Source organism: Xenorhabdus doucetiae, from assembly GCF_000968195.1.
In the GTDB taxonomy this organism is placed as follows: domain Bacteria; phylum Pseudomonadota; class Gammaproteobacteria; order Enterobacterales; family Enterobacteriaceae; genus Xenorhabdus; species Xenorhabdus doucetiae.
Map to the genome: position 1 here is coordinate 4,059,004 of NZ_FO704550.1, position 19,984 is coordinate 4,078,987.

Sequence of the window (19,984 nt, forward strand, 5' to 3'; positions counted from 1 at the left end):
AAAATATGTCTAATATAAATAATAAATTATCCAGCCCAAGGCTCCCACAATCCACTAACAATACGTTAGATTTGGAAAAATTGAATGGTGATTATATTGTTGTTGAAATCGATACCTATCCTAATGTCTCTATCAATGATGAACTCACTATTTATTTCAATCAAATTAAGATTGACCCCTATGTTGTTAAAGGCAGTGATTTAAATTCATCTTATTTCACGATTAACATTCCAAAAAACAAAATCCCCGTCGGGCAATATTCTGTTTATTATATAGAGGAAACCTACGGTAACCTATTATACTCCCCTAAGATTAATATCACCGTTGTTGACCAAGCATCAACTAAACCCCCCGTCATACCGCCCACAGATGACTGCGCCTTTATCGTCATGGGGGCACGCACCACACTTTATAGTACGGCTAACGCTCTCTACGGGCCGCAGTGCCTGGTTGCCTTGGATAAGGAAACCTTGGAACCCGTTGAAGTCTTGTGGGAATATATGGAACCGCCCAAAGTCGATATCAGTTGGCAATATACCAATGGTAATTTTGGTGTTATTCAAAGCTCGACTTTTTATGATACTTCACCAAGTATCAAAATATCCGTTTACTCTCTTGATAAAAAATATCATCGCGTAATTCAACCCCTTAATATCTTTGGTAATGGCGGAACATCTGATTCTGTCTACATAAAACCACACTTATATGATTGGCAACCCCCGTTTTGTGCCCCGGAAAGTTTTTCCTCTAGTTTTGCGGCATTGCTCAATGACAATAGCCTTGTCACTTGGGGAAATATGAATCCGGCAAATTCTGGTCATGTTGATAATGACGTAAAAAAAGTTTTCGCCTCTGGATACGGCTACCTGGCCCTGAAAAATAATGGAAGCCTGTCACTTTGGGGAGTACCAGAAAATGATACGATTTACGCATCTTATTGCCCTGGCGCGGATTACGTTGATATTGCGGCGGGAAACACCTGTTTTATCGCGCTAAGGTCTGATGGAACTGGCTGTACCTGGGGAAACCCTTGGATACCCGGTGGTGCATTGCCTTTTGGCCCCTATATTGTTCCCAGATTAGGCCCCCCTGAGAAGACTCTCCTTCTCGGAAATGATATTGCTGTCCTTGCCTTTAATACTGAAACTGCGATGTCATCCTTGATAGTTAGCAGACCAGCCCAAGCAACCAGGCATAATAACATGGTGGGTTGGATGGAGAGACAAGAAGATGAATCCTACAGAAATCTCCGTGGCATTATCCCTGTCTTAGACACTTTTATCATTATAAAGCAAGATGGAACGACAAATTATTGGCCCTGGCTACCCTCAACAATAGTTGGCCAACCGCAATACGTAGACGGAGTAGCTCAGATCGCACAAATTGTCCCTGCCATAGGATGGGATTACAGGACGCCTCGTACAGGCATCGGTTACCGCAACCCCTCTGATATAACTCTATCGATTTTTGAAAGCGCCTTCCTTGCAGAGGGGTCTCCATACTCATCTGTTTCAGATATATCAGGTAATAGAACGACTCTTGAGTCAAGATTGATGGATGGTACTGTCGGAGAAATCAACTCCGTACTCCAAGTCAGCATGGTCGTTATAGATGGATTAGAAAATGTCGTTCAAGTGACATGTTCAGCAAAAGCCTCCGCCGCATTGCACAAAGATGGTACTGTCACCACTTGGGGATCACTTGAATATGGCGGTGACTCTTCCGCAGTGCAGAATCAGCTTAAAAATGTAAGAGCTATCTACGCGACCGGGAAAGCATTTGCTGCTCTGACACAAGATAATAAAGTCATTACTTGGGGAGATTATGCCGGAGGCGGAAATAGCAGCTCTGTACAACAGTATCTTGATGGCAACATTAGTTATTACGAATAATTTTGGCTACCAATAATCATTGGCAGCCCTCAAGTGCACTATTATGGTGCACTTGAGTTGTTGTCACTCCCAAATTCGGTGCAAATCGATTTAAAACTGTGCTTTTCCCTGATTCATTTTTTGTCTCCGGTCTCTCCAAACATTGATATTAAACACTTTTAAAAAACTGGCACGCTTTTCGCATTTACCCAAACAATCGCGATTTCATAAAGATTGACCCTAAGAGATCGATAATCGCCCTTAATTTTTCCAGGAGAGGCCAGTATGTCCGTTGAACATGTGTTGTCCATGATTGAAGAACATCAGGTGAAGTTTATTGACTTACGTTTTACTGACACCAAAGGTAAAGAACAACATATCACCATCCCTGCCCACCAAGTTGATGAAGACTTCTTTGAAGATGGCAAAATGTTTGACGGTTCGTCTATCGGTGGCTGGAAAGGAATCAATGAATCCGATATGGTGCTGATGCCCGATCCAAGCACCGCGATGATCGACCCCTTCTTTCATGATGCTACCCTGATCCTGCGTTGCGATGTCCTTGAACCCGGCACCATGCAGGGTTATAGCCGCGACCCTCGCTCCATTGCGAAACGTGCAGAAGATTTCCTGCGTGCCAGCGATCTGGCTGATACCGTGTTATTTGGGCCAGAACCCGAATTCTTCCTGTTCGATGATATCCGGTTTGGCAGTTCCATCTCTGGTTCTTATTATCATATCGATGATACCGAAGCTGCATGGAACAGCGGTACGCGCTATGAAGGCGGTAACAAAGGCCATCGTCCCGGTATTAAAGGCGGCTATTTCCCGGTTCCGCCGGTGGATTCTTCGCAAGACCTGCGTTCAGCCATGTGCCTGACAATGGAAAAAATGGGGTTGGTCGTTGAAGCCCATCACCATGAAGTCGCCACGGCCGGGCAAAACGAAGTCGCCACCCGCTTTAATACCATGACCAAAAAAGCGGATGAGACCCAGATTTATAAGTATGTGGTGCATAACGTTGCCCATAAATTTGGCAAGACCGCGACGTTTATGCCAAAACCGCTGGTGGGTGATAACGGTTCAGGTATGCACTGCCATATGTCACTGTCCAAAAATGGCACTAACCTGTTTGCGGGTGACAAATACGGTGGCCTGTCCGAAATGGCGCTTTACTATATCGGCGGTATCATTAAACATGCCCGTGCATTGAATGCCTTTACTAACCCAACGACCAACTCGTATAAGCGTCTGGTGCCCGGTTTTGAAGCGCCGGTGATGCTGGCTTATTCTGCCCGTAACCGCTCCGCTTCTATCCGTATTCCGGTTGTTGCCAGCACCAAAGCTCGCCGTATTGAAGTGCGTTTCCCCGATCCCGCGGCGAACCCTTATCTGGCCTTCTCTGCGCTGTTGATGGCAGGTCTTGATGGCATCATCAACAAAATTCACCCCGGTGATGCCATGGATAAGAACTTGTATGACCTGCCCGCAGAAGAAGCGCAAGAGATCCCAACTGTAGCCTCTTCTTTGGAAGATGCCTTGGCTGCGCTGGATGCAGACCGCGAATTCCTGACTCGCGGCGGTGTTTTCACGGATGATACGATCGATGCTTATATCAATTTGTTGCAAGGGGAAATTGAACGTGTCCGTATGACTCCCCATCCTCTGGAATTTGAACTGTATTACAGTGTGTAACCTTATTCGGTCATATGCCTTATCACATGCCGGATGGAATGACTGTGATTTTTTGTTGCCGTGAAACTTTTGGCCCATCTTTAGATGGGCTCTTTTCCCTTACATACACATCCCGATAAGAGTTTGAGCGGAAGGGTTCATTAATTATGGTTAAATAAGCTACAATGCACCAAAAAAGTGCAGGAACGGAATGACAATGGTTAGTTTGCCCAAAGCAGAACAGATTCTCGACTCACAGATCAACAACGTCTTGGTGCTGGATAATGACTTGATTATTCGCTACGCCAATCATTCTGCTATGCAACTTCTGGCACAAAGTTCACGTAAATTATTCGGTACGCCTCTGCCTATCCTGTTTAGCTATATTTCGCTGGATACCGAACTGATGCGTTCCAGTTTGATCAACGGTCAGGGCTTTACCGATAACGAAGTCATCCTGGTGATCAATAATCACGCTCATGTGATGTCGCTCAGTGCCCAACCAATTTCCGAACAGCTTATTCTGCTGGAACTGGCATCTATGGACAGTCAACGCCGGTTAAGCCAAGAGCAGGTACAACAAGCCCAGCAGGCGGCTGCGCGGGAACTGGTTCGGGGGCTGGCACATGAAATCAAAAATCCCCTTGGCGGGCTGCGGGGAGCCGCACAGTTGCTTGCCAAGGCACTGCCCGATCCCGCTTTGAGGGAGTATACCCAAGTGATTATTGAGCAGGCAGACAGGCTGCGCAATCTGGTTGATCGCTTGCTGGGGCCGCAGCATCCGGGCGCCCAAACCCGCCAGAGCATTCATCATGTGGTCGAGCGGGTCTATCAGTTAGTCTCACTGGAAATGCCGGCGAATGTCACGCTGATTAAAGATTATGATCCCAGTTTGCCAGAACTGGCTCATTATCCTGACCAAATTGAGCAAGTGTTACTGAATATCACCCGCAATGCGCTACAGGCGCTGGGTCAGAAAGGAGGAACCATCACCCTGAGAACGCGAACCGCGTTTCAGATTACCTTACAGGGTGAACGTTACCGGTTGGCAGCCCGCATTGATATTAAAGATGACGGTCCGGGAATTCCTCCCTCTATTCAGGATACGCTTTTTTATCCCATGATCAGTGGCTATGAAGGTGGAACTGGACTCGGCTTATCCATCGCACGTAATCTTATCGACCAACATGCCGGCAAAATTGAATTTACCAGTTGGCCCGGGCATACGGAGTTTTCCATTTACCTGCCTATCAAGAAATAACCGATCAGGGAACCACTGAGCAAGAAGGAGAGGGTGACTATGCAACGAGGAAAAGTCTGGATCGTTGATGATGACAGTTCTATCCGCTGGGTACTTGAACGGGCGCTGAGTAGTGCGGGGATAGAGTGCATCAGTTTTGAAAATGCCGATGCCGTATTAGCCGCGCTGTCACAGGATCATGCCGCACAGGGTAATCCGGAAGTGATCCTGTCAGATATCCGCATGCCCGGACTGGATGGGCTGACTTTACTCAACCAGATAAAACAGAGTCACCCACAGCTTCCGGTCATCATTATGACGGCGCATTCTGATTTGGATGCCGCCGTCAGTGCTTACCAACACGGTGCCTTTGATTATCTGCCCAAGCCTTTCGATATTGATGAAACGGTGGCGCTGGTTGAGCGGGCACGAAGTCACTATCGGGAACAACACCAATCCGCTGCCAATCCGCAATTGCCGGTATCCGTTTCAGATATGATCGGAGAAGCCCCTGCCATGCAGGAGGTATACCGGATTATCGGCCGTCTTTCCCGCTCTTCTATCAGCGTGTTAATCAATGGGGAATCCGGCACGGGAAAAGAGCTGGTTGCCCATGCGCTTCACCGCCATAGTCCACGCGCTTCGGCCCCCTTTATTGCGCTGAATATGGCGGCAATCCCGAAAGATTTGATTGAATCCGAACTGTTTGGCCATGAAAAAGGCGCTTTTACCGGCGCGAATCAAGTGCGCCACGGGCGTTTTGAGCAAGCCAATGGCGGCTCACTGTTTTTAGATGAAATTGGCGATATGCCACTGGATATCCAGACTCGCTTGCTGCGGGTGCTGGCCGAAGGGCAATTCTATCGCGTCGGCGGCTATGCCCCGGTGAAGGTGGATGTCCGTATCATCGCCGCCACGCACCAGAACCTTGAGCAACGTGTTGCAGAAAGTAAATTCAGGGAAGATCTCTACCATCGCCTGAATGTGATCCGTGTTCAGTTACCACCTTTGCGGGACAGAGTGGAGGACATTCCTCGTCTGGCACACCATTTCCTGCAACAAACCGCCAAAGAGCTGGGCGTTGAAGCCAAGGTGCTGCATCCTGATTCTGAGCTTGCCCTGATGCGGCTGCCGTGGTCTGGCAATGTCCGCCAGTTGGAAAACGTCTGCCGTTGGCTGACGGTGATGGCGGCAAGCAAGGAAATACTGGTACAAGATCTGCCCGCTGACCTGCTTGGCAACCCGCCCACAGAGCAAGCGGGAAATTCCCCTCTTTCACGCTCCGCGCTGCTGTCTGAAAATAGTTGGTCACAACTGCTCGCAGAATGGGCGCAACATGCGTTAAAAGAGGGAAAAACTGATCTCCTGTCTGATGCACTGCCACTATTGGAACGCACGCTGCTTAATTGCGCGCTGGAATATACCCATGGGCATAAACAGGAAGCCGCCCGTTTGCTCGGCTGGGGAAGGAATACGATAACGCGGAAATTGAAGGAGTTGGGGTTGTAGTCAATGACACCGACTCAATTCAAGTGGTTGGGTAAATTAGGTGGGAATAATTTCAAGGGCAGCTCAAAAGCGAAATTATAAAATAGCTGCCAGTGATCCCAAGTGTTTATTCAAAAAATGTATTAGCTCCTATTAAAGGAATGATTCTTGCCAAGACTTCATCCATCACATCATGTTCAGCCTGAATAACAAATTTTGATTTCCTTTCTTTCCACGACAAAGTTTGGATTAAACTTGAAGCAACCACACTGGGTTTATCTAAGTTATCAACCGGAACTTCTGTTGATCCACCTCTAATACTCGTACTAATAGGGCAACATATAACAAGCCCTGTTTTCTTGTTGTATTCATAGCTCGAAAGAACAAGGGCAGGGCGATACTTGCCTATTTCCTTACCCTTTGTCGGTTCAAAATCAAGCATAATGATATCGTTTCTACTTGGAACGTAAGAGTTCATTATTCACCTAACTCTGTACTGGAAACACTTGCGATCTCATCGGCATGAGCCGTATGCTCATTTAAACCGGAAAGCAAATAACTTTCTGAATAAATAGGTTTTCTTCTACGAGGAGACAAAACAATTTTCCCGTCGTCAACAGTCAGTTCCATAGTTTGACCAACTTTTACACCTACTTTGTTCAAAATATTCGCTGGGATTATAATGCCCTGACTATTACCCCATTTTTTAATTGCTACGCTCATAGCAGCCTCCAAACGACTTATTGGTTATACATAGTATAACCAAATTTATCCGCTTAGCAAAAAGACTTTGTTTACTACCTATTACTGAGCAAATACTCTAATAAATCAATGAATTAAAATAGATTTTATTATCTGTATCTCTTAGTCATTCATTGATCTCTTCTTGCAGTTTAGAGGGCAGCCAAATACCAAAGCAAAATATGGGTATCTAACAAATAGCGCATTAGTTCTGATCTTTCCCCTCAAACATCGAAAGGATTTCGCTATCATATTTAGCAAACTCTTCTTCTGTGGGTACGGATAATTTCCCAAGCAAGACCCCGATCGGCCTTAATGTTTTTTTAGGTTTGGCTAACACCTAACCGGCCTCTGCGCCATGAGATTATTAAATCCCCCATACTTAGTTAGTCGAGAATCACTGCATTAATTTTAACCAATTATTTGGTGAATGTTAACCTATATGAATTGCTGAATGGAAAATTAAGCCCTTATATCACCCGCGAAAACTGCCGTTGGCGCATCTGATTACGCAGATAGCGATCAAAACACATACAGATATTACGGATCAGCAAGCGCCCTTTTGGGGAGACTTGAATCTGCGACTCGCTCACTTCAACCAACCCATCTTCTGCCAAGGGTGCCAACAGTTGCAGGTCTTCGGCAAAGTAATCCGCAAAATTCAGCCCATAACGTTGCTCAATATCGGCAAAGTTCAGCCGGAAGTTACAAATCAAATCCTTAATCACATCACGGCGAATACAATCATCCGGTGTCAACGCTAAACCACGCCACAAAGCATGACCTTGTGCTTCCACCGCAGCATAGTAGGTTTTGAGATCTTTCTGGTTCTGGGCATAGCTATCCCCCAACATACTGATAGCCGAGACGCCCATACCCAGCAGATCACATTCGCCCTGCGTGGTATATCCCTGAAAATTGCGGTGCAAGATGCCTTTTCGTTGGGCAATCGCCAATTCATCATCCGGGCGGGCAAAGTGATCCATACCAATAAACTGATAACCGTTGCCTGTCAGGGTTGAAATCGTTTCCTGCAAAATATCCAGCTTCTGTGTCGCACTGGGTAGATCCTGCTCCTTAATCTTGCGCTGCGCCGCAAATAGATTCGGTAAGTGAGCATAATTGAAGACACTCAAGCGATCCGGTGACAGTGCCAACACGCGCTGCAATGTAAAGGCAAAACTTTCAGGGGTCTGTTTCGGCAGGCCATAAATCAAATCAATGCTGGTGGAGGTAAAACCTGTTTCACGGGCGCGATTGACCAGTTCAAAAATAAACGCTTCATCCTGCTCGCGATTGACCAAACGCTGCACCTCTTTATTGAAATCCTGCACGCCCATACTCAGGCGGTTAAAACCTTCATGCCGCAGGTGATCAATGACATCGAGTTCAATTTCGCGCGGATCAATTTCAATGGAAAGTTCAGCATCGGGCAGAAAATGGAAATGGCTTCGCAACATTGACATCAATCGGCTGATCTGCGTTTTGTCCAGATAAGTGGGCGTGCCCCCGCCCCAGTGCATCTGGCTGACTTTCCGCTGGGAAAATAATTTGGCGCGGGCTGCAATCTCTTTTTCCAACGTATTCAGATAGTCATCAGCTTTGTGCTTCTGGCGCGTGACCAGCTTATTGCAACCACAGAAATAACACAGTTTATGGCAGAACGGGATATGGAGATAAAGGGAAAGTGGGCGATCAGGATAACGGGCAGCGGCCTGTGCAAAAGCAGCCACATCGTACTGTTGGTTAAACTCCAGTGCTGTCGGATATGAGGTATAACGAGGCCCTGAAGAGTTGTACTTTTGGATCAAAGGCAGATCCCAAACAATGGCTTGCTCTGACATGCTTATTCCTTCCGCTGTTTTCGCCCATCAAAACGCAACCACCACAGTTTACCCAATAACCCTGACAAATAACATACTAATAGTGTGGTTATCAGAATGAACCCGCCTTTTACAATGGCAATCTATTGATGAAGGAATTACTTACCCTTCAACAACTGCATGATATCTTCCTGCCGTTCTTCTTCGCTGTCCTCTTCTTCCAGATTGATGCCCAACTTTTCCATCAGGGTATCAATGCGGTCGAGCATATTATCGACATAATCGTTGTCTTCCTGAGACAGTTTTTCACCCTGCTCAAGACGTGCCAACAAGTCATCCAATCGCTCATCATTTTCCAGCATTGCCAGCTCTTCCTGCGGTGACAGGCGAGGTTTCTGTTGCTCTGCTGCCGGTTTGACCGCGGGTTTCACTGCCGTTGCTTTCTCACCCACGATCAGAGGAACCGAAACCTTACTGCCAATACGGGGATCTTTTTCCTGCTTGGCGACTGAACGCTTTTTATTGCTGTCATTCCCGCTCTGGCGGCTGCCTGTCGCATTACCATTACCACGGCGTTTTTTCTGGCGTTTACGCTCGCGCCCTTCTGCATCCAGCTCTGCGCGACTTTTTCTTTTTTGCTTACCAGCGGAAGGCTTCACTGGTGATTTTTTCTTTAACGGACTCATAGCTTGTGGCTCAACTCATTTTTATCAAGATATTTTCGGCGGAATCTAACAGAAACGACCTTTAACATCCAATGACATTCACTTATCCTTGAAAGTTCGGCTACTATTCTAAGTAATTTTAACTTAAATAATATGATCATCAGCTACCATGCGCTTTTTTGATACCTCTTCTTATCGCATGCCCTTGTATCTTTGGGTCACGGGTTATGCGGTTTTGTGGATAATAGCAAGCTACTCTCTCGATCCCACCGTTCCTTATGATGCCGTAGAAGCTTTGAACTGGGGAATGAATGGGGAATGGGGATCGCCCAAAAATCCGTGGTTAGTGGGCGCCGTCATGCTCCCCGCTATATCTGTCAGCCATCTCTCTCTCAGTTTTTATTGGTATTTCACCCACTTTGTTGCCATTGCCATCGGGATGCTTGGGGTTTGGCAACTGGCTTTCCGGCTGACGGGCAAAATTGTACTGGCATGGCTTGCCATGCTGACCCTGAATCTATCCGGTATCATCAATTTTGATATTATTCCTTATAACGATAATTACCTTTTGGTCATGCTCTGGCCGTGGTCATTGCTGTTTTTCCTGCGTGCCATTGACGATCATCCTAAATGGTGGCTGGCATTCGCCCTCACTACCGGGCTGGCAACGATGGGAAAATATTCTTCGCTGGCTCTGGTCGGCTCCGTCTTTTTGCTCTCTCTGTTCGTGCCCAAAGTACGCCGCAACTATCGGCAGCCGCTGTTTTATCTCGCTATTGTCATCTGGTTCGCCTTGGTGTTACCGAACGTTTGGTGGCTGGTGCATAACGACTTCGCTGCGTTTAAGTGGGTGGATTCCCAAATTCAGCAAGGGTTTAATCTACGTACCACTCGCGCGGTACTTTCCGTGTTCTACCCGTTACTGATTGTCAGTGCCATTATTTATCTGCTGGGTGGCCGGATTGGCTGGCCCAGGCAGCCATCCAATGCGCTGGCGAATATCGTGCTTCTGCTGCCTTTGCTAATTATTTACGGCTGGTTTTCCTTCAATGAGGGAGGACGCATAACCGAGTGGATACAACCTTTTATGGTCGTTTCGCCGGCCTTGTTGGTGGGATCGATCACGGTATTTCCCAACAAATCCTTACGCAGCACATTATTGGGATTAACCGTATTTGCTGTATTAGTGTTGATCGGTTACATCGGGGTGATGATGGCAAATGTCCGAGATGCCGGGCAAAAATTCGTGGGAATCAAAACCTTTGCCAGCCAACTTGATCAACGTTGGAACGAGCTGTATCCAACGCCACTACGTTATGTTGGCGGTGAATATCTGCACCAATGGCTGACATTTTATAGCCACTATCGTCCAGAAACGATCCAACCTTGGGAATTAGATAATGGCGCGCCTCCCAATATCTATAACCGCCATATCAAAGAGAGCAATATCGTGGAATATGGTGCCTTGCTGGTGGGAGAGCGGGGAAAGAGCTGTGAGGAGGAAGATTTCCGGCATACGCTGGCAGAATGGCCATCCTTAGTCCTCAGCCATAAAGAAGAGTTCGCCTTCCAGGCCCAGCCCAGTGCGGAGTGGGACACGGTTTGCATTGGCTTTGTAGCACCGGAGAGTATTCAATAATCGATTTCCACTCCAATAACAAAGCCTGACATAACTGTCCTGTCAGGCTTTTTCATCACTATTTCAATCGTGCTTAATGGGCATCCACAAATACCATTTTCAGCACAAACAGTAGCGTCACGACAAGCACACACGGGCTAACTTCACGCCATTTGCCGGTGCCCAATTTCATGGCACAGTAGGCGATAAAGCCCAGCGCGATGCCTTCGGTAATGGAGAAGCTAAACGGCATCATCACGGCGGTGATAAAAGCCGGGACAGCTTCGGTCAGATCGTGCCATTGCACCCGTGTCAGGCTGGATGTCATCAGGACACCCACATAAACCAAAGCTCCCGCTGTAGCATAGGCGGGCACCATGCTTGCCAGTGGCGAGATAAACATCACCAGCAGGAACAGGATACCAACGACAATCGCGGTCAACCCCGTGCGGCCGCCAACAGACACGCCCGAAGAGCTTTCAATATAGGCGGTCACTGAAGACGTCCCAATATAGGAGCCAGCCACCGAACTGATACTATCCACGTACAAGGCTTGTTTCATGCGTGGAAATTGACCCTTACTGTCAGCAATCCCCGCTTTATCCGTCACACCAATCAATGTGCCGGAAGAATCAAACAAGTTCACCAGCATAAATGAGAAAATCACGCCAGCCAGCGCGATATCCAGCGCGCCTTTGATATCGACATTACCCACTACGCTCATTACACTCGGCGGCAGATCAAAAATACCGTGATATTCCACATAGCCCATCATCCAACCGATGCCCGTTGTCACGATGATCGAAATCAACACCGCGGCATGGAAATTACGTGCCGCCAGAATAGCAATGATAAAAAAGCCCAATGCCCCCAACAGGACATTATGGGCAGCAAAGTTACCCATTGAGACAATCGTGTCGGGATTAGGCACGATAATGCCGGCATTTTTCAGCCCCATCATCGCAATAAACAGGCCGATGCCACTGGTAATGCCCACACGCAGGCTCAATGGAATATTGGCGATCATCCAATAACGAATACGAAAGAGCGTCAATATAAACAACCCCACCGCACCCCAAAAAATCGCTCCCATCGCCACCTGCCATGAAATGCCCATCGCGCCGACCACAACAAAGGCAAAAAACGCATTCAATCCCATTGCAGGTGCAACGGCAACGGGCAGATTCGCCACCAATCCCATCATAATGCTGCCAACAGCGGCGATTAAACAGGTGGTGACAAATACCGCTTTAATATCCATACCTGCCACTGCCAGAATTTGCGGGTTAACAAAGACGATATACACCATCGTGAGAAAGGTGGTCAGCCCGGCGATCATTTCGGTACGCGCCGTCGTACCATGTTCCTGTAATTTAAACACGCGCTGAAGCAAGCCCTGACGATTAGCAGAGCCAGAAGTGATTGTGCTCATGTAATATTGTTTCCCCAAAAAAGCGAAGTTTTCGGCCTATCCTACAGGAAACCCCTACAAATCGTTACCCTGAAACGATAAAAAAAGAAAACGTTTGCGGTGTGTATAATCAATAGGTTAAATAACATTATGATTTTTGAGGACATTCATTGTTAGACGATATTTTATTCGATTTCTCTGCTTCTGATGTTGTATTTACAGAAGAATCAGGGGATGGCATGGCAGCCAGAATGTCATTTAAGATATCTCCCCACTCATCCTGTGTGACATCCATTAAGCCGAAAAAACGCAGAACAAATGCTCCCTCTGTCGCTAAAAACGCCAAACGCGCCTGCCGACCCTCTTCCGTCGCTGTATCCAAACCTGCTATGCGTTGTCGATACCAAATTCGGGTTGATTCGAGATGTTCAGGTGTCTGTAATAACGCAGCCAACAAACCCGCCGCCTTTGCCGTTGATGCTTCATCAGATCGCCTGGTCGCTTCAATATGTGCACGTACTGCTGTCAGGGGGTGTGGATTATCTCCGGCCATTTCATGAAACTGTTCGTCATAACTTGCCCCCCAACGCTCAAACATCGCATCAATAAGACCCTCTTTTGTGTTAAAACTGTATTGCACTCCGCCTTTGGTAATACCTACCGCCTTCGCCAGTGCATCAATGGTGAGAGCCGCAGCGCCATGTGTTGTGACAATTTGCTCTGCGGCATCCAGCAGAACTTCTCGATCAATTTTCTTGCGTCGTCCCATAAGAACCTCCTTTTCATTAAATACGTATGTATTTATAATATTCGCCAACAATCCAGTCAAGATTCGGTAAGGTCGCGAACCATATTGGTGAATTTGCTTATGAAATCAAATATCCGTTGGCTTGTACTCGCTATTATTTCCAGTGCACTTTTCTTAGTTGTCGTTGATATGACTGTTCTCTACACCGCTTTGCCACGGCTGACACATGATTTGCGTGCTTCTGCCTCTGAAAAACTGTGGATCATGAATGCCTATACGTTGACCATCGCAGGCTTACTTCCCGCTATGGGGGCATTGAGTGACCGTTTTGGGGCAAAAAAACTGTTTACTCACGGGCTGGCCATTTTCGGCGCTGCATCGCTGATGGCCGCATTTTCTCCCACGCCTGCTATTCTGATTGCTGCCCGTGTGGTTCTTGCTTTTGGCGCGGCGATGATGATGCCGGCAACACTCGCAATAGTCCGGCAAGCATTTGAAGATCCCAACGAAAGGGCGCTTGCCATTGGCATCTGGTCTGCCGTCGCTTCGGGTGGGGCTGCGCTTGGCCCTGTTATCGGCGGGTTCCTGCTCGAATATTACTGGTGGGGCTCGGTTTTCCTTATCAATGTCCCGATTGTCCTCGTTGCGTTTGGTTTTGCACTGGTCGTTATTTCTAAAAGCCCGAACAATCCAAGCCACTCCTTTGACCTGATTGCTTCCGGGCAAATTATGCTTGGGTTGTTCGGTATTACCTATGCAATTAAGGAAATCAGTAAACAAGCCCCGTCATTGGAAACCGCAGCGATAGCGGGCATTATTGGGATTATTTTCACGGTCATTTTTGTTCGTCGGCAGCAGCGTTCATCAACACCCATGATCGATTTCCATCTTTTCCGCAATCGCCCCTTCACGGCAGGAATTATCGCCGCTTTTGTTTCCACCGCCGCTATTGTGGGCATAGAACTCGCCCTCAGCCAAAACTTCCAACTTGCGATGGGATTTTCTCCCCTGCAAGCAGGACTCGCTATCTTACCTATTCCGGTTGCTGCTTTTGTTGCCGGCCCTTTGGCCGGACTTGCCATACCGAAGCTGGGTTCCAGGCGGATCATGTGGCTTTCCCTCGCCCTCGCCGGACTGGGTATTTTTGGTTATCTTATCGGTTTGCAATCCGGCATGTGGGTGCAAATGGTGTCGTTAAGCATCATTGGGTTTGGCACTGGCGCAGCAATGACAGCCGCTTCCACGGCCATCATGCTTAATGCGCCGGAAAGCAAGGCGGGCACCGCCGCGTCTATCGAGGAAGTGGCCTATGAGCTGGGAAGTTTAATCGGAATAGCGGTGCTCGGCAGCCTGATGGTAGCCGTCTATTCTGCCTCATTCACCCTTCCGGCTGATATAGGCATCCCAGAGATGGCACGAAACAGTATTGATGAGGCACTTATCGCCGCAGAAGGGTTAAAGGGAGAAGCCGCACTTTCGCTGATCCATGCTGCACAACAGGCATTTAATCACTCATTCTTGTCGGTATTGATCGCAGCAGGGACATTGCTATTGTTGACTTCTGCCATGCTCGCCTGGTTCGTAAAAAAGCAACACCAATAACTCTCACTGGCCTGCCAAATTATTCGATATTCTTAATCGGATAATTTGGTATATTAATATTTACTTTTCCAAATCCTATCTACTTTACATGTTTTTTCTTTTTTTATCTCTTATTTCACGACGTTTTTTAGCTTCAATCTCTCTTGCGTACCTTTTAGATTCTTTTCTAGACATATTCATTATTCCTTTCATATCATTGGATAAAAAAACATGAGTGATTCTAAAAAATCTTATTTCTGTTATTATCTTATAGAAATAACGAGTATTCATCACAACCTTAACAAGCAAGGCGCTAGAAACAAGCAAAAAAAACAATATAACGTTGTGGAAAACATCAAGCAAAAAAAACGCCACACTGATTAAAATTATCAATTGATACATAATTTTATGTATATACAATGCGTTATTGTTCCCTTTCCCTAAAAGGAACACGCTATAAGAGAATAAAAAAAACCAAAATATTGATATAAAAACAGACGTTATGATTGTTAATTTATCGTGCGTTATATCTTGCAAATAAGTTATAAATATAGAAAAAATCATTGCGGATGATAACAAAAGATTAAGAATAACAGTGACAAAAAAAACACCCATACCAGCTTTAAACGGGAAAAAATGATATTTAAATTCCTTATATCCAATATCTTCTTTTAAAGAAGGATCATTATGCACTAGCTTCTCTTCTAGTTTTTTACCTTCTGCAATGAGAGCATTTAATCTCGTATTAAAGATAAATTTGAACATTTTCATGCAGATTCCAGTCAAAAACGCTTTCCATTTAATAAACATGTTGAATATAACCCGCTGGTTTTTCATCTACAATAGAGTAAATTGCGCCGATAAAATAATTTCCTGATTTAAGTATATTTTCAGGATTTCTAATACTTCCCGTCAGCCCACTTCCCAAAAGCCCACTACCAGCAGCAAGAGAATTTATCAAATGATTTCGCAGAGTTGTGCGAATTTCTTCTGTTGGATAATGTTTAGGATATTTTCCTCTTCTTATTGCATCTTTTATCGCTTGGTTAGAAATTCCGGGGTTATTATGCCGTATAATTTCCTCTGTGAGTCGCTTTCTTTCATGTCTTGGCATCTTTTTCAACCATTCTGATGCATTACGGGGAGACGTAGATTTCATTATCTTATAAGTATGATACGCTTCTTTTAAAGCAGCAGATCCAGAAACAAGAGAGGTTATATCCAATAGTGTCGTCGTTGCGACATACCAATCCTGTGAATCTAACCAAGCAATATGTTCTATCCCTTCCTCACCATTATTGGTAATCTGATAGACTCTATATATGCCATTTCCACATTGAAGAGAACTTGCAACAGCACCACCATAAGCCAAGACAACAGCGACTGAACTTGTCCCCGCAGTGAATGGAGTCGCTACTGATGCACTAAATTCAACTACCATAAATGCCAATGCAGCGCCACACGAAAGTGCTGTAGATCCAATCTCCGATATCAGACTCGGCTCTGAAACCGTTTTTTTCAGAGCAACTTCTGGAGAAGTTGGGACTGCTTCTGTATTAAGATCAAAGATAATAATATGTGTTAATTCAGAAGCAACCTGGCTTCTGCGTCTTTTGGATGGCCTAACCAAATAATGCTGAAATAATCCATCTGAGTAAATAATTCCAGCGCTGTGAAAATCACGGTGGCAATCCAATGCGTCAGCAATCGCCTGAAAATCTATATCGGCAGCACCGCCACGTATGGAGCCAAGCCTTCTGGCATACTGAAAACTGGGCAACTTACTTTCATCAAACTTATTTCTTAGTTGTGATGTCAGGCTTTCAAATTGCATTTTGATTACCACCCATGATTGTTATTTTATCTATTTTTCTAACATCATTAATAAACCGTATCTTCCCAAACACAATATCCTGATGTACCGGCTATATGATGCTGACAAACGATGTCTTTATATCTTACGGCCACAACCTCTTCTGGTTGCTGATCATGATGATTAACCGAATGCGGATACTGTACATTTAAATTCAATAATTTTGCATTTCTCAAATTAACTGAGTAAAAACGCTCTTGACTACCCGCTTGTGATGTTCGATAAAATTCGAACATCAAATCAAGTTCCTCATTGTTTGAAATTGCCATCATTAGTAACGGAGATGATTTATCCAAAGGCTTTACAAATTTAACGGGTTGATGGGCCACATTTTGTGAACGAGAAATACCATGATTAAATTGTAATACAAAAATTTGATCTTCATGTCCCAATTGAAAATTATTACCAATAGAGTCCAGTGTAGAACATCCCTGAGAGATTAACCCTTGAAGCTTTCCTTTGATTGTCACATAAATCGAATTTGCCATATTATTTTAATCCTTCATCATTATTATCTTACTTTGCCAACTCTCGTTATAGCAGGAAAGTTAATCAAAAAATACCGATGCAATCCTAAAACAGGACTCACCACATAGATAAAAAAGATTTATTTCAGTAGGAAAAATATTAGATGAGTAAAATAATTTTATTTCTTAATAGGTAAAAAAAATTCCCTACCACACAAAGTAGGGAATGAATATAACAGCGAAAATATCTGCCAGGTGCCAGATATTAATTTTGAGGAACCACGGTCAACGTTTTTTTACGCCAGAATCTGAAGATTGCGGTTTTTTCGCGTCTCACCGCGAAGCGACGGGCAATAGAATTGGCCATCAACTCCAGTGATAAACACATCACAAAATAAACCAGCGCAACGAATAAAAAGACTTCCATCGGATAAACCATGCTGCGGTTATTGACTTGGGTCGCCAAAAATGACAATTCTGCCACGCCGACGATATAAGCCAATGACGTATCCTTAATTAAGGCAATCCATTGATTGATAAAGGAAGGCACCATCATGCGCAGTGCCTGCGGCAAGACGATATGCCACAGCACTTCCCAACGATTGAAACCCAGTGATAACCCGGCTCGCCATTGACCCTCACTCACCGCCAAAATCCCCGCTTTGACGCCATGCGCCAAATACGCCGAAGTAATCAATGCCAGCGCACAGACAACGGTCGTAATTTCAGGAATTTCCATTCCTAATATCACCGGCAGCAAGAAATAGGTCCAGAAAATCAGCATAATCACCGGAATGGCGCGGAAGAAACCCAGCACAGCCGCCAATAAGTTGGCCCAAAAGCCCCGCAGCATCGCCAGCGCAATGCCCCCTAAGATACCCAATACGATGGAGATAGTCCCTGCCATGATGCTGATTGCCAGCGTCAATGCTGCCCCTGCCAATGGCCCATCGGGAAAGGTGCCCAATAGCAAATAACGCCAGTTTTCTGCAATAACCGTAAAATCCATATCAGTAACCTCTCGCCAATGTTCTCTGCTGGCGCCATTGTCCCCAACCTTCCATCACCGCAATCATGGCGATATAGAGTACCGTCGCAACACCAAATGCCTCAAAGGTTTGTAAGGATTGGGTTTCTACCTGACGAGACGCATAGGACAGTTCTGCCACACCAATCGCCATCGTTAATGATGAATTCTTGACGATGTTCATGTATTGCCCCAATAAGGGCGGCATGGCGATTTTCAGTGCCTGTGGCAAGACAATGTGGCGCATGGCCTGCCAGGGCGTTAAACCTAACGCATGAGCGGCATATTTCTGCCCGCGCCCGACGCCTTGAATGCCCGCGCGTAATTCTTCCGCCACAAACGGCGCTGAATAGAGGGTCAAGCCGATAAATCCCGCCAAAAATTCAAAGGACGGCCATGCCAGTGTCAGACCGAAAATCAGGGTGTCGTGAGGCGTGTTCAGCCATATCATCGCCTGTTGCGGCAGAATTTGCCCGGATGCGAAATACCAGAAAAACAGTTGCACTAACAGGGGGGTGTTGCGGAATACGCTGGTATAAACCGTGACCAGCCAACGCAGTGGCTTGAGTTGGCTATCCCGTGCCGCGGCAACCACAAAGCCCAGTAAAGTAGAGGAGACAATGGCACAGGCAGAGAGCCACAAGGTGATCAGAAACCCCTGCCAAAGCCAGTGCAGATATTCAGGCGCCAATAAGCGCTCGGTAATAAATTGCTCAAACATATCATTCACCGCATAAATAAACACCGTATAAACAAGCAACAAAGCCCCAAGATAATGGGGCTAATTTCAGTCTTTATTTTTGAATTCGTTTTTGTTTTCTACGTTATTATTTCGCCTGATTTTCTAATGGCGCGAATTTAAAATCACCTCGTGGCTGGGCGGATTTGGTTTCCGGGCCGAACCAGCGGTTATAAATTTTTTCGGCTTCACCCTCTTTTTCCAATTTCAGCAAGGTCTGGTTAACCTCATCAACCAGTCGTTGCTCTCCTTTGGAAGCTGCGACCGCCTGATATTCGCGGGTAATGCTGAAAGGGGAGATTTCAAAATCGGCTTTCTGGGCTTCGGGGACGTTTGCCAACAGGCCAACCAGTTTCGCATCATCCTGCGTGATCGCCTGAACATTGCCATTTCTCAGCGCCGCAAATGCCAGCGGTGTATCGTCGTAAGAGATCACTTTTGCGGTTGGATAACGCTCACGCAAGGTAATTTCCTGTACCGTTCCCTTGTCTGCACCAATACGCAATTTGGCAATATCATCCGGTTTAGTCAGAACCCCTTTGCGGGCAATGAATTTCTGACCGGTCGCAAAATAAGGAATGGAAAAATTAACCTGTTTTGCGCGTTCATCGGTAATCGTGAAGTTAGCGGCAATTAAATCAATTTTTTTGGAAGAGAGCAGCGGGATGCGGTTTGCTGGATTGGTTGGACGTAGTTCCAGTTTCACGCCCAAATCATTGGCAATCGCATTGGCGATGTCCACATCATAGCCAGCCAATTTTTTCGTTTGGGGATCGATAAAACCAAAGGGTGGATTACTGTCAAATACCGCAATGCGTACCGTGCCCGCTTTTTTGATGTCATCCAGTTTATCTGCTTTTGCCACCCCTGAAACCAATGCCAAGCTGGTCAGCAGAGCCGTCACCGCGACGCGAGATTTATTGCCAATCTTCATTGTACACCCCTGTTGGTTATTCATTTTTTATAGACCAACAAAAGCTATCAATTTCGCTATAGCACTTGAAATAATATAAAAAAC

General features: G+C 45.9%; 18 protein-coding genes. 6 read left to right on the top strand and 12 right to left on the bottom strand.

Features of this window, described 5'->3' with window-relative positions:
* The first annotated feature begins 5 nt into the window (after positions 1–5).
* The 4 genes from XDD1_RS17700 (at position 6) to glnG (ending at position 6,294) form a co-directional block, all read left to right on the top strand.
* Complete coding sequence (locus tag XDD1_RS17700) at positions 6–1,892, top strand: RCC1 domain-containing protein (RefSeq protein ID WP_148886135.1); 1,887 nt, start codon at positions 6–8, stop codon at positions 1,890–1,892.
* 264 nt (positions 1,893–2,156) lie between these two features.
* Positions 2,157–3,566: a glutamate--ammonia ligase gene (gene glnA, locus XDD1_RS17705; protein ID WP_045973155.1), complete on the top strand. Its 1,410-nt coding sequence runs from the start codon at positions 2,157–2,159 to the stop codon at positions 3,564–3,566.
* Between the two features lie 196 nt (positions 3,567–3,762).
* Complete coding sequence (glnL, locus tag XDD1_RS17710) at positions 3,763–4,806, top strand: nitrogen regulation protein NR(II) (RefSeq protein WP_408068297.1); 1,044 nt, start codon at positions 3,763–3,765, stop codon at positions 4,804–4,806.
* 39 nt (positions 4,807–4,845) lie between these two features.
* Complete coding sequence (gene glnG, locus XDD1_RS17715) at positions 4,846–6,294, top strand: nitrogen regulation protein NR(I) (protein WP_045973157.1); 1,449 nt, start codon at positions 4,846–4,848, stop codon at positions 6,292–6,294.
* A gap of 106 nt (positions 6,295–6,400) precedes the next feature.
* Here the strand turns inward: glnG and XDD1_RS17720 are convergent, their stop codons facing one another.
* From XDD1_RS17720 to yihI, 4 genes are all read right to left on the bottom strand, one after another.
* Complete coding sequence (locus XDD1_RS17720; RefSeq protein WP_231854433.1) at positions 6,401–6,715, bottom strand: type II toxin-antitoxin system PemK/MazF family toxin; 315 nt, start codon at positions 6,713–6,715, stop codon at positions 6,401–6,403.
* A 35-nt stretch (positions 6,716–6,750) separates the two neighbouring features.
* Entirely contained in the window at positions 6,751–6,996 is a 246-nt protein-coding gene (locus tag XDD1_RS17725; RefSeq protein ID WP_045973159.1) for an AbrB/MazE/SpoVT family DNA-binding domain-containing protein, read from the bottom strand.
* Between the two features lie 488 nt (positions 6,997–7,484).
* Positions 7,485–8,858, bottom strand: coding sequence for an oxygen-independent coproporphyrinogen III oxidase (gene hemN, locus XDD1_RS17730; protein WP_045973160.1), 1,374 nt, complete (start codon positions 8,856–8,858; stop codon positions 7,485–7,487).
* 137 nt (positions 8,859–8,995) lie between these two features.
* On the bottom strand, positions 8,996–9,523 hold the full coding sequence (gene yihI, locus XDD1_RS17735) for a Der GTPase-activating protein YihI (protein ID WP_045973161.1): 528 nt from the start codon (positions 9,521–9,523) through the stop codon (positions 8,996–8,998).
* Between the two features lie 148 nt (positions 9,524–9,671).
* On the opposite strand from yihI, the gene XDD1_RS17740 reads away from it, so the two are divergent.
* On the top strand, positions 9,672–11,141 hold the full coding sequence (locus XDD1_RS17740; RefSeq protein WP_045973162.1) for a glycosyltransferase family 39 protein: 1,470 nt from the start codon (positions 9,672–9,674) through the stop codon (positions 11,139–11,141).
* A gap of 73 nt (positions 11,142–11,214) precedes the next feature.
* Here the strand turns inward: XDD1_RS17740 and XDD1_RS17745 are convergent, their stop codons facing one another.
* On the bottom strand, positions 11,215–12,552 hold the full coding sequence (locus XDD1_RS17745; protein WP_045973163.1) for an NCS2 family permease: 1,338 nt from the start codon (positions 12,550–12,552) through the stop codon (positions 11,215–11,217).
* 127 nt (positions 12,553–12,679) lie between these two features.
* Positions 12,680–13,300, bottom strand: a complete 621-nt coding sequence (locus XDD1_RS17750) for a TetR/AcrR family transcriptional regulator (protein ID WP_045973164.1) — start codon at positions 13,298–13,300, stop codon at positions 12,680–12,682.
* Positions 13,301–13,399: 99 nt separating this feature from the next.
* Between XDD1_RS17750 and XDD1_RS17755 the strand changes: the two genes are divergently transcribed.
* Positions 13,400–14,881: an MFS transporter gene (locus tag XDD1_RS17755; protein ID WP_045973165.1), complete on the top strand. Its 1,482-nt coding sequence runs from the start codon at positions 13,400–13,402 to the stop codon at positions 14,879–14,881.
* Positions 14,882–14,965: 84 nt separating this feature from the next.
* On the opposite strand, the gene XDD1_RS17760 is transcribed toward XDD1_RS17755, so the two are convergent.
* The 6 genes from XDD1_RS17760 to XDD1_RS17785 form a co-directional block, all read right to left on the bottom strand.
* Positions 14,966–15,631 carry a hypothetical protein gene (locus XDD1_RS17760; protein WP_148886134.1) on the bottom strand — a complete coding sequence of 222 codons (666 nt, stop codon included), beginning with the start codon at positions 15,629–15,631 and terminating at the stop codon, positions 14,966–14,968.
* Positions 15,632–15,659: 28 nt separating this feature from the next.
* On the bottom strand, positions 15,660–16,694 hold the full coding sequence (locus XDD1_RS17765) for a hypothetical protein (protein WP_045973166.1): 1,035 nt from the start codon (positions 16,692–16,694) through the stop codon (positions 15,660–15,662).
* A gap of 47 nt (positions 16,695–16,741) precedes the next feature.
* Positions 16,742–17,221: an Hcp family type VI secretion system effector gene (locus XDD1_RS17770; protein WP_045973167.1), complete on the bottom strand. Its 480-nt coding sequence runs from the start codon at positions 17,219–17,221 to the stop codon at positions 16,742–16,744.
* A gap of 244 nt (positions 17,222–17,465) precedes the next feature.
* A complete protein-coding gene (locus XDD1_RS17775) occupies positions 17,466–18,209 on the bottom strand; it encodes an amino acid ABC transporter permease (RefSeq protein ID WP_045973168.1) in 744 nt (247 codons plus the stop codon).
* Between the two features lies 1 nt (position 18,210).
* Complete coding sequence (locus XDD1_RS17780) at positions 18,211–18,948, bottom strand: amino acid ABC transporter permease (protein ID WP_045973804.1); 738 nt, start codon at positions 18,946–18,948, stop codon at positions 18,211–18,213.
* 106 nt (positions 18,949–19,054) lie between these two features.
* Positions 19,055–19,900, bottom strand: coding sequence for an ABC transporter substrate-binding protein (locus XDD1_RS17785; RefSeq protein ID WP_045973169.1), 846 nt, complete (start codon positions 19,898–19,900; stop codon positions 19,055–19,057).
* Positions 19,901–19,984: the final 84 nt, after the last annotated feature.

What these genes read in the sequence shown, in the direction of transcription:
- XDD1_RS17760 (WP_148886134.1), bottom strand. Translation starts at nt 15,631, where the DNA reads ATGAAAATGTTCAAATTTATCTTTAATACGAGATTAAATGCTCTCATT.
- XDD1_RS17765 (WP_045973166.1), bottom strand. Translation starts at nt 16,694, where the DNA reads ATGCAATTTGAAAGCCTGACATCACAACTAAGAAATAAGTTTGATGAA.
- yihI (WP_045973161.1), bottom strand. Translation starts at nt 9,523, where the DNA reads ATGAGTCCGTTAAAGAAAAAATCACCAGTGAAGCCTTCCGCTGGTAAG.
- XDD1_RS17745 (WP_045973163.1), bottom strand. Translation starts at nt 12,552, where the DNA reads ATGAGCACAATCACTTCTGGCTCTGCTAATCGTCAGGGCTTGCTTCAG.
- XDD1_RS17720 (WP_231854433.1), bottom strand. Translation starts at nt 6,715, where the DNA reads ATGCTTGATTTTGAACCGACAAAGGGTAAGGAAATAGGCAAGTATCGC.
- XDD1_RS17755 (WP_045973165.1), top strand. Translation starts at nt 13,400, where the DNA reads ATGAAATCAAATATCCGTTGGCTTGTACTCGCTATTATTTCCAGTGCA.
- XDD1_RS17770 (WP_045973167.1), bottom strand. Translation starts at nt 17,221, where the DNA reads ATGGCAAATTCGATTTATGTGACAATCAAAGGAAAGCTTCAAGGGTTA.
- glnL (WP_408068297.1), top strand. Translation starts at nt 3,763, where the DNA reads ATGGTTAGTTTGCCCAAAGCAGAACAGATTCTCGACTCACAGATCAAC.
- XDD1_RS17780 (WP_045973804.1), bottom strand. Translation starts at nt 18,948, where the DNA reads ATGTTTGAGCAATTTATTACCGAGCGCTTATTGGCGCCTGAATATCTG.
- XDD1_RS17750 (WP_045973164.1), bottom strand. Translation starts at nt 13,300, where the DNA reads ATGGGACGACGCAAGAAAATTGATCGAGAAGTTCTGCTGGATGCCGCA.
- XDD1_RS17700 (WP_148886135.1), top strand. Translation starts at nt 6, where the DNA reads ATGTCTAATATAAATAATAAATTATCCAGCCCAAGGCTCCCACAATCC.
- XDD1_RS17775 (WP_045973168.1), bottom strand. Translation starts at nt 18,209, where the DNA reads ATGGATTTTACGGTTATTGCAGAAAACTGGCGTTATTTGCTATTGGGC.
- XDD1_RS17740 (WP_045973162.1), top strand. Translation starts at nt 9,672, where the DNA reads ATGCGCTTTTTTGATACCTCTTCTTATCGCATGCCCTTGTATCTTTGG.
- glnA (WP_045973155.1), top strand. Translation starts at nt 2,157, where the DNA reads ATGTCCGTTGAACATGTGTTGTCCATGATTGAAGAACATCAGGTGAAG.
- XDD1_RS17725 (WP_045973159.1), bottom strand. Translation starts at nt 6,996, where the DNA reads ATGAGCGTAGCAATTAAAAAATGGGGTAATAGTCAGGGCATTATAATC.
- glnG (WP_045973157.1), top strand. Translation starts at nt 4,846, where the DNA reads ATGCAACGAGGAAAAGTCTGGATCGTTGATGATGACAGTTCTATCCGC.
- XDD1_RS17785 (WP_045973169.1), bottom strand. Translation starts at nt 19,900, where the DNA reads ATGAAGATTGGCAATAAATCTCGCGTCGCGGTGACGGCTCTGCTGACC.
- hemN (WP_045973160.1), bottom strand. Translation starts at nt 8,858, where the DNA reads ATGTCAGAGCAAGCCATTGTTTGGGATCTGCCTTTGATCCAAAAGTAC.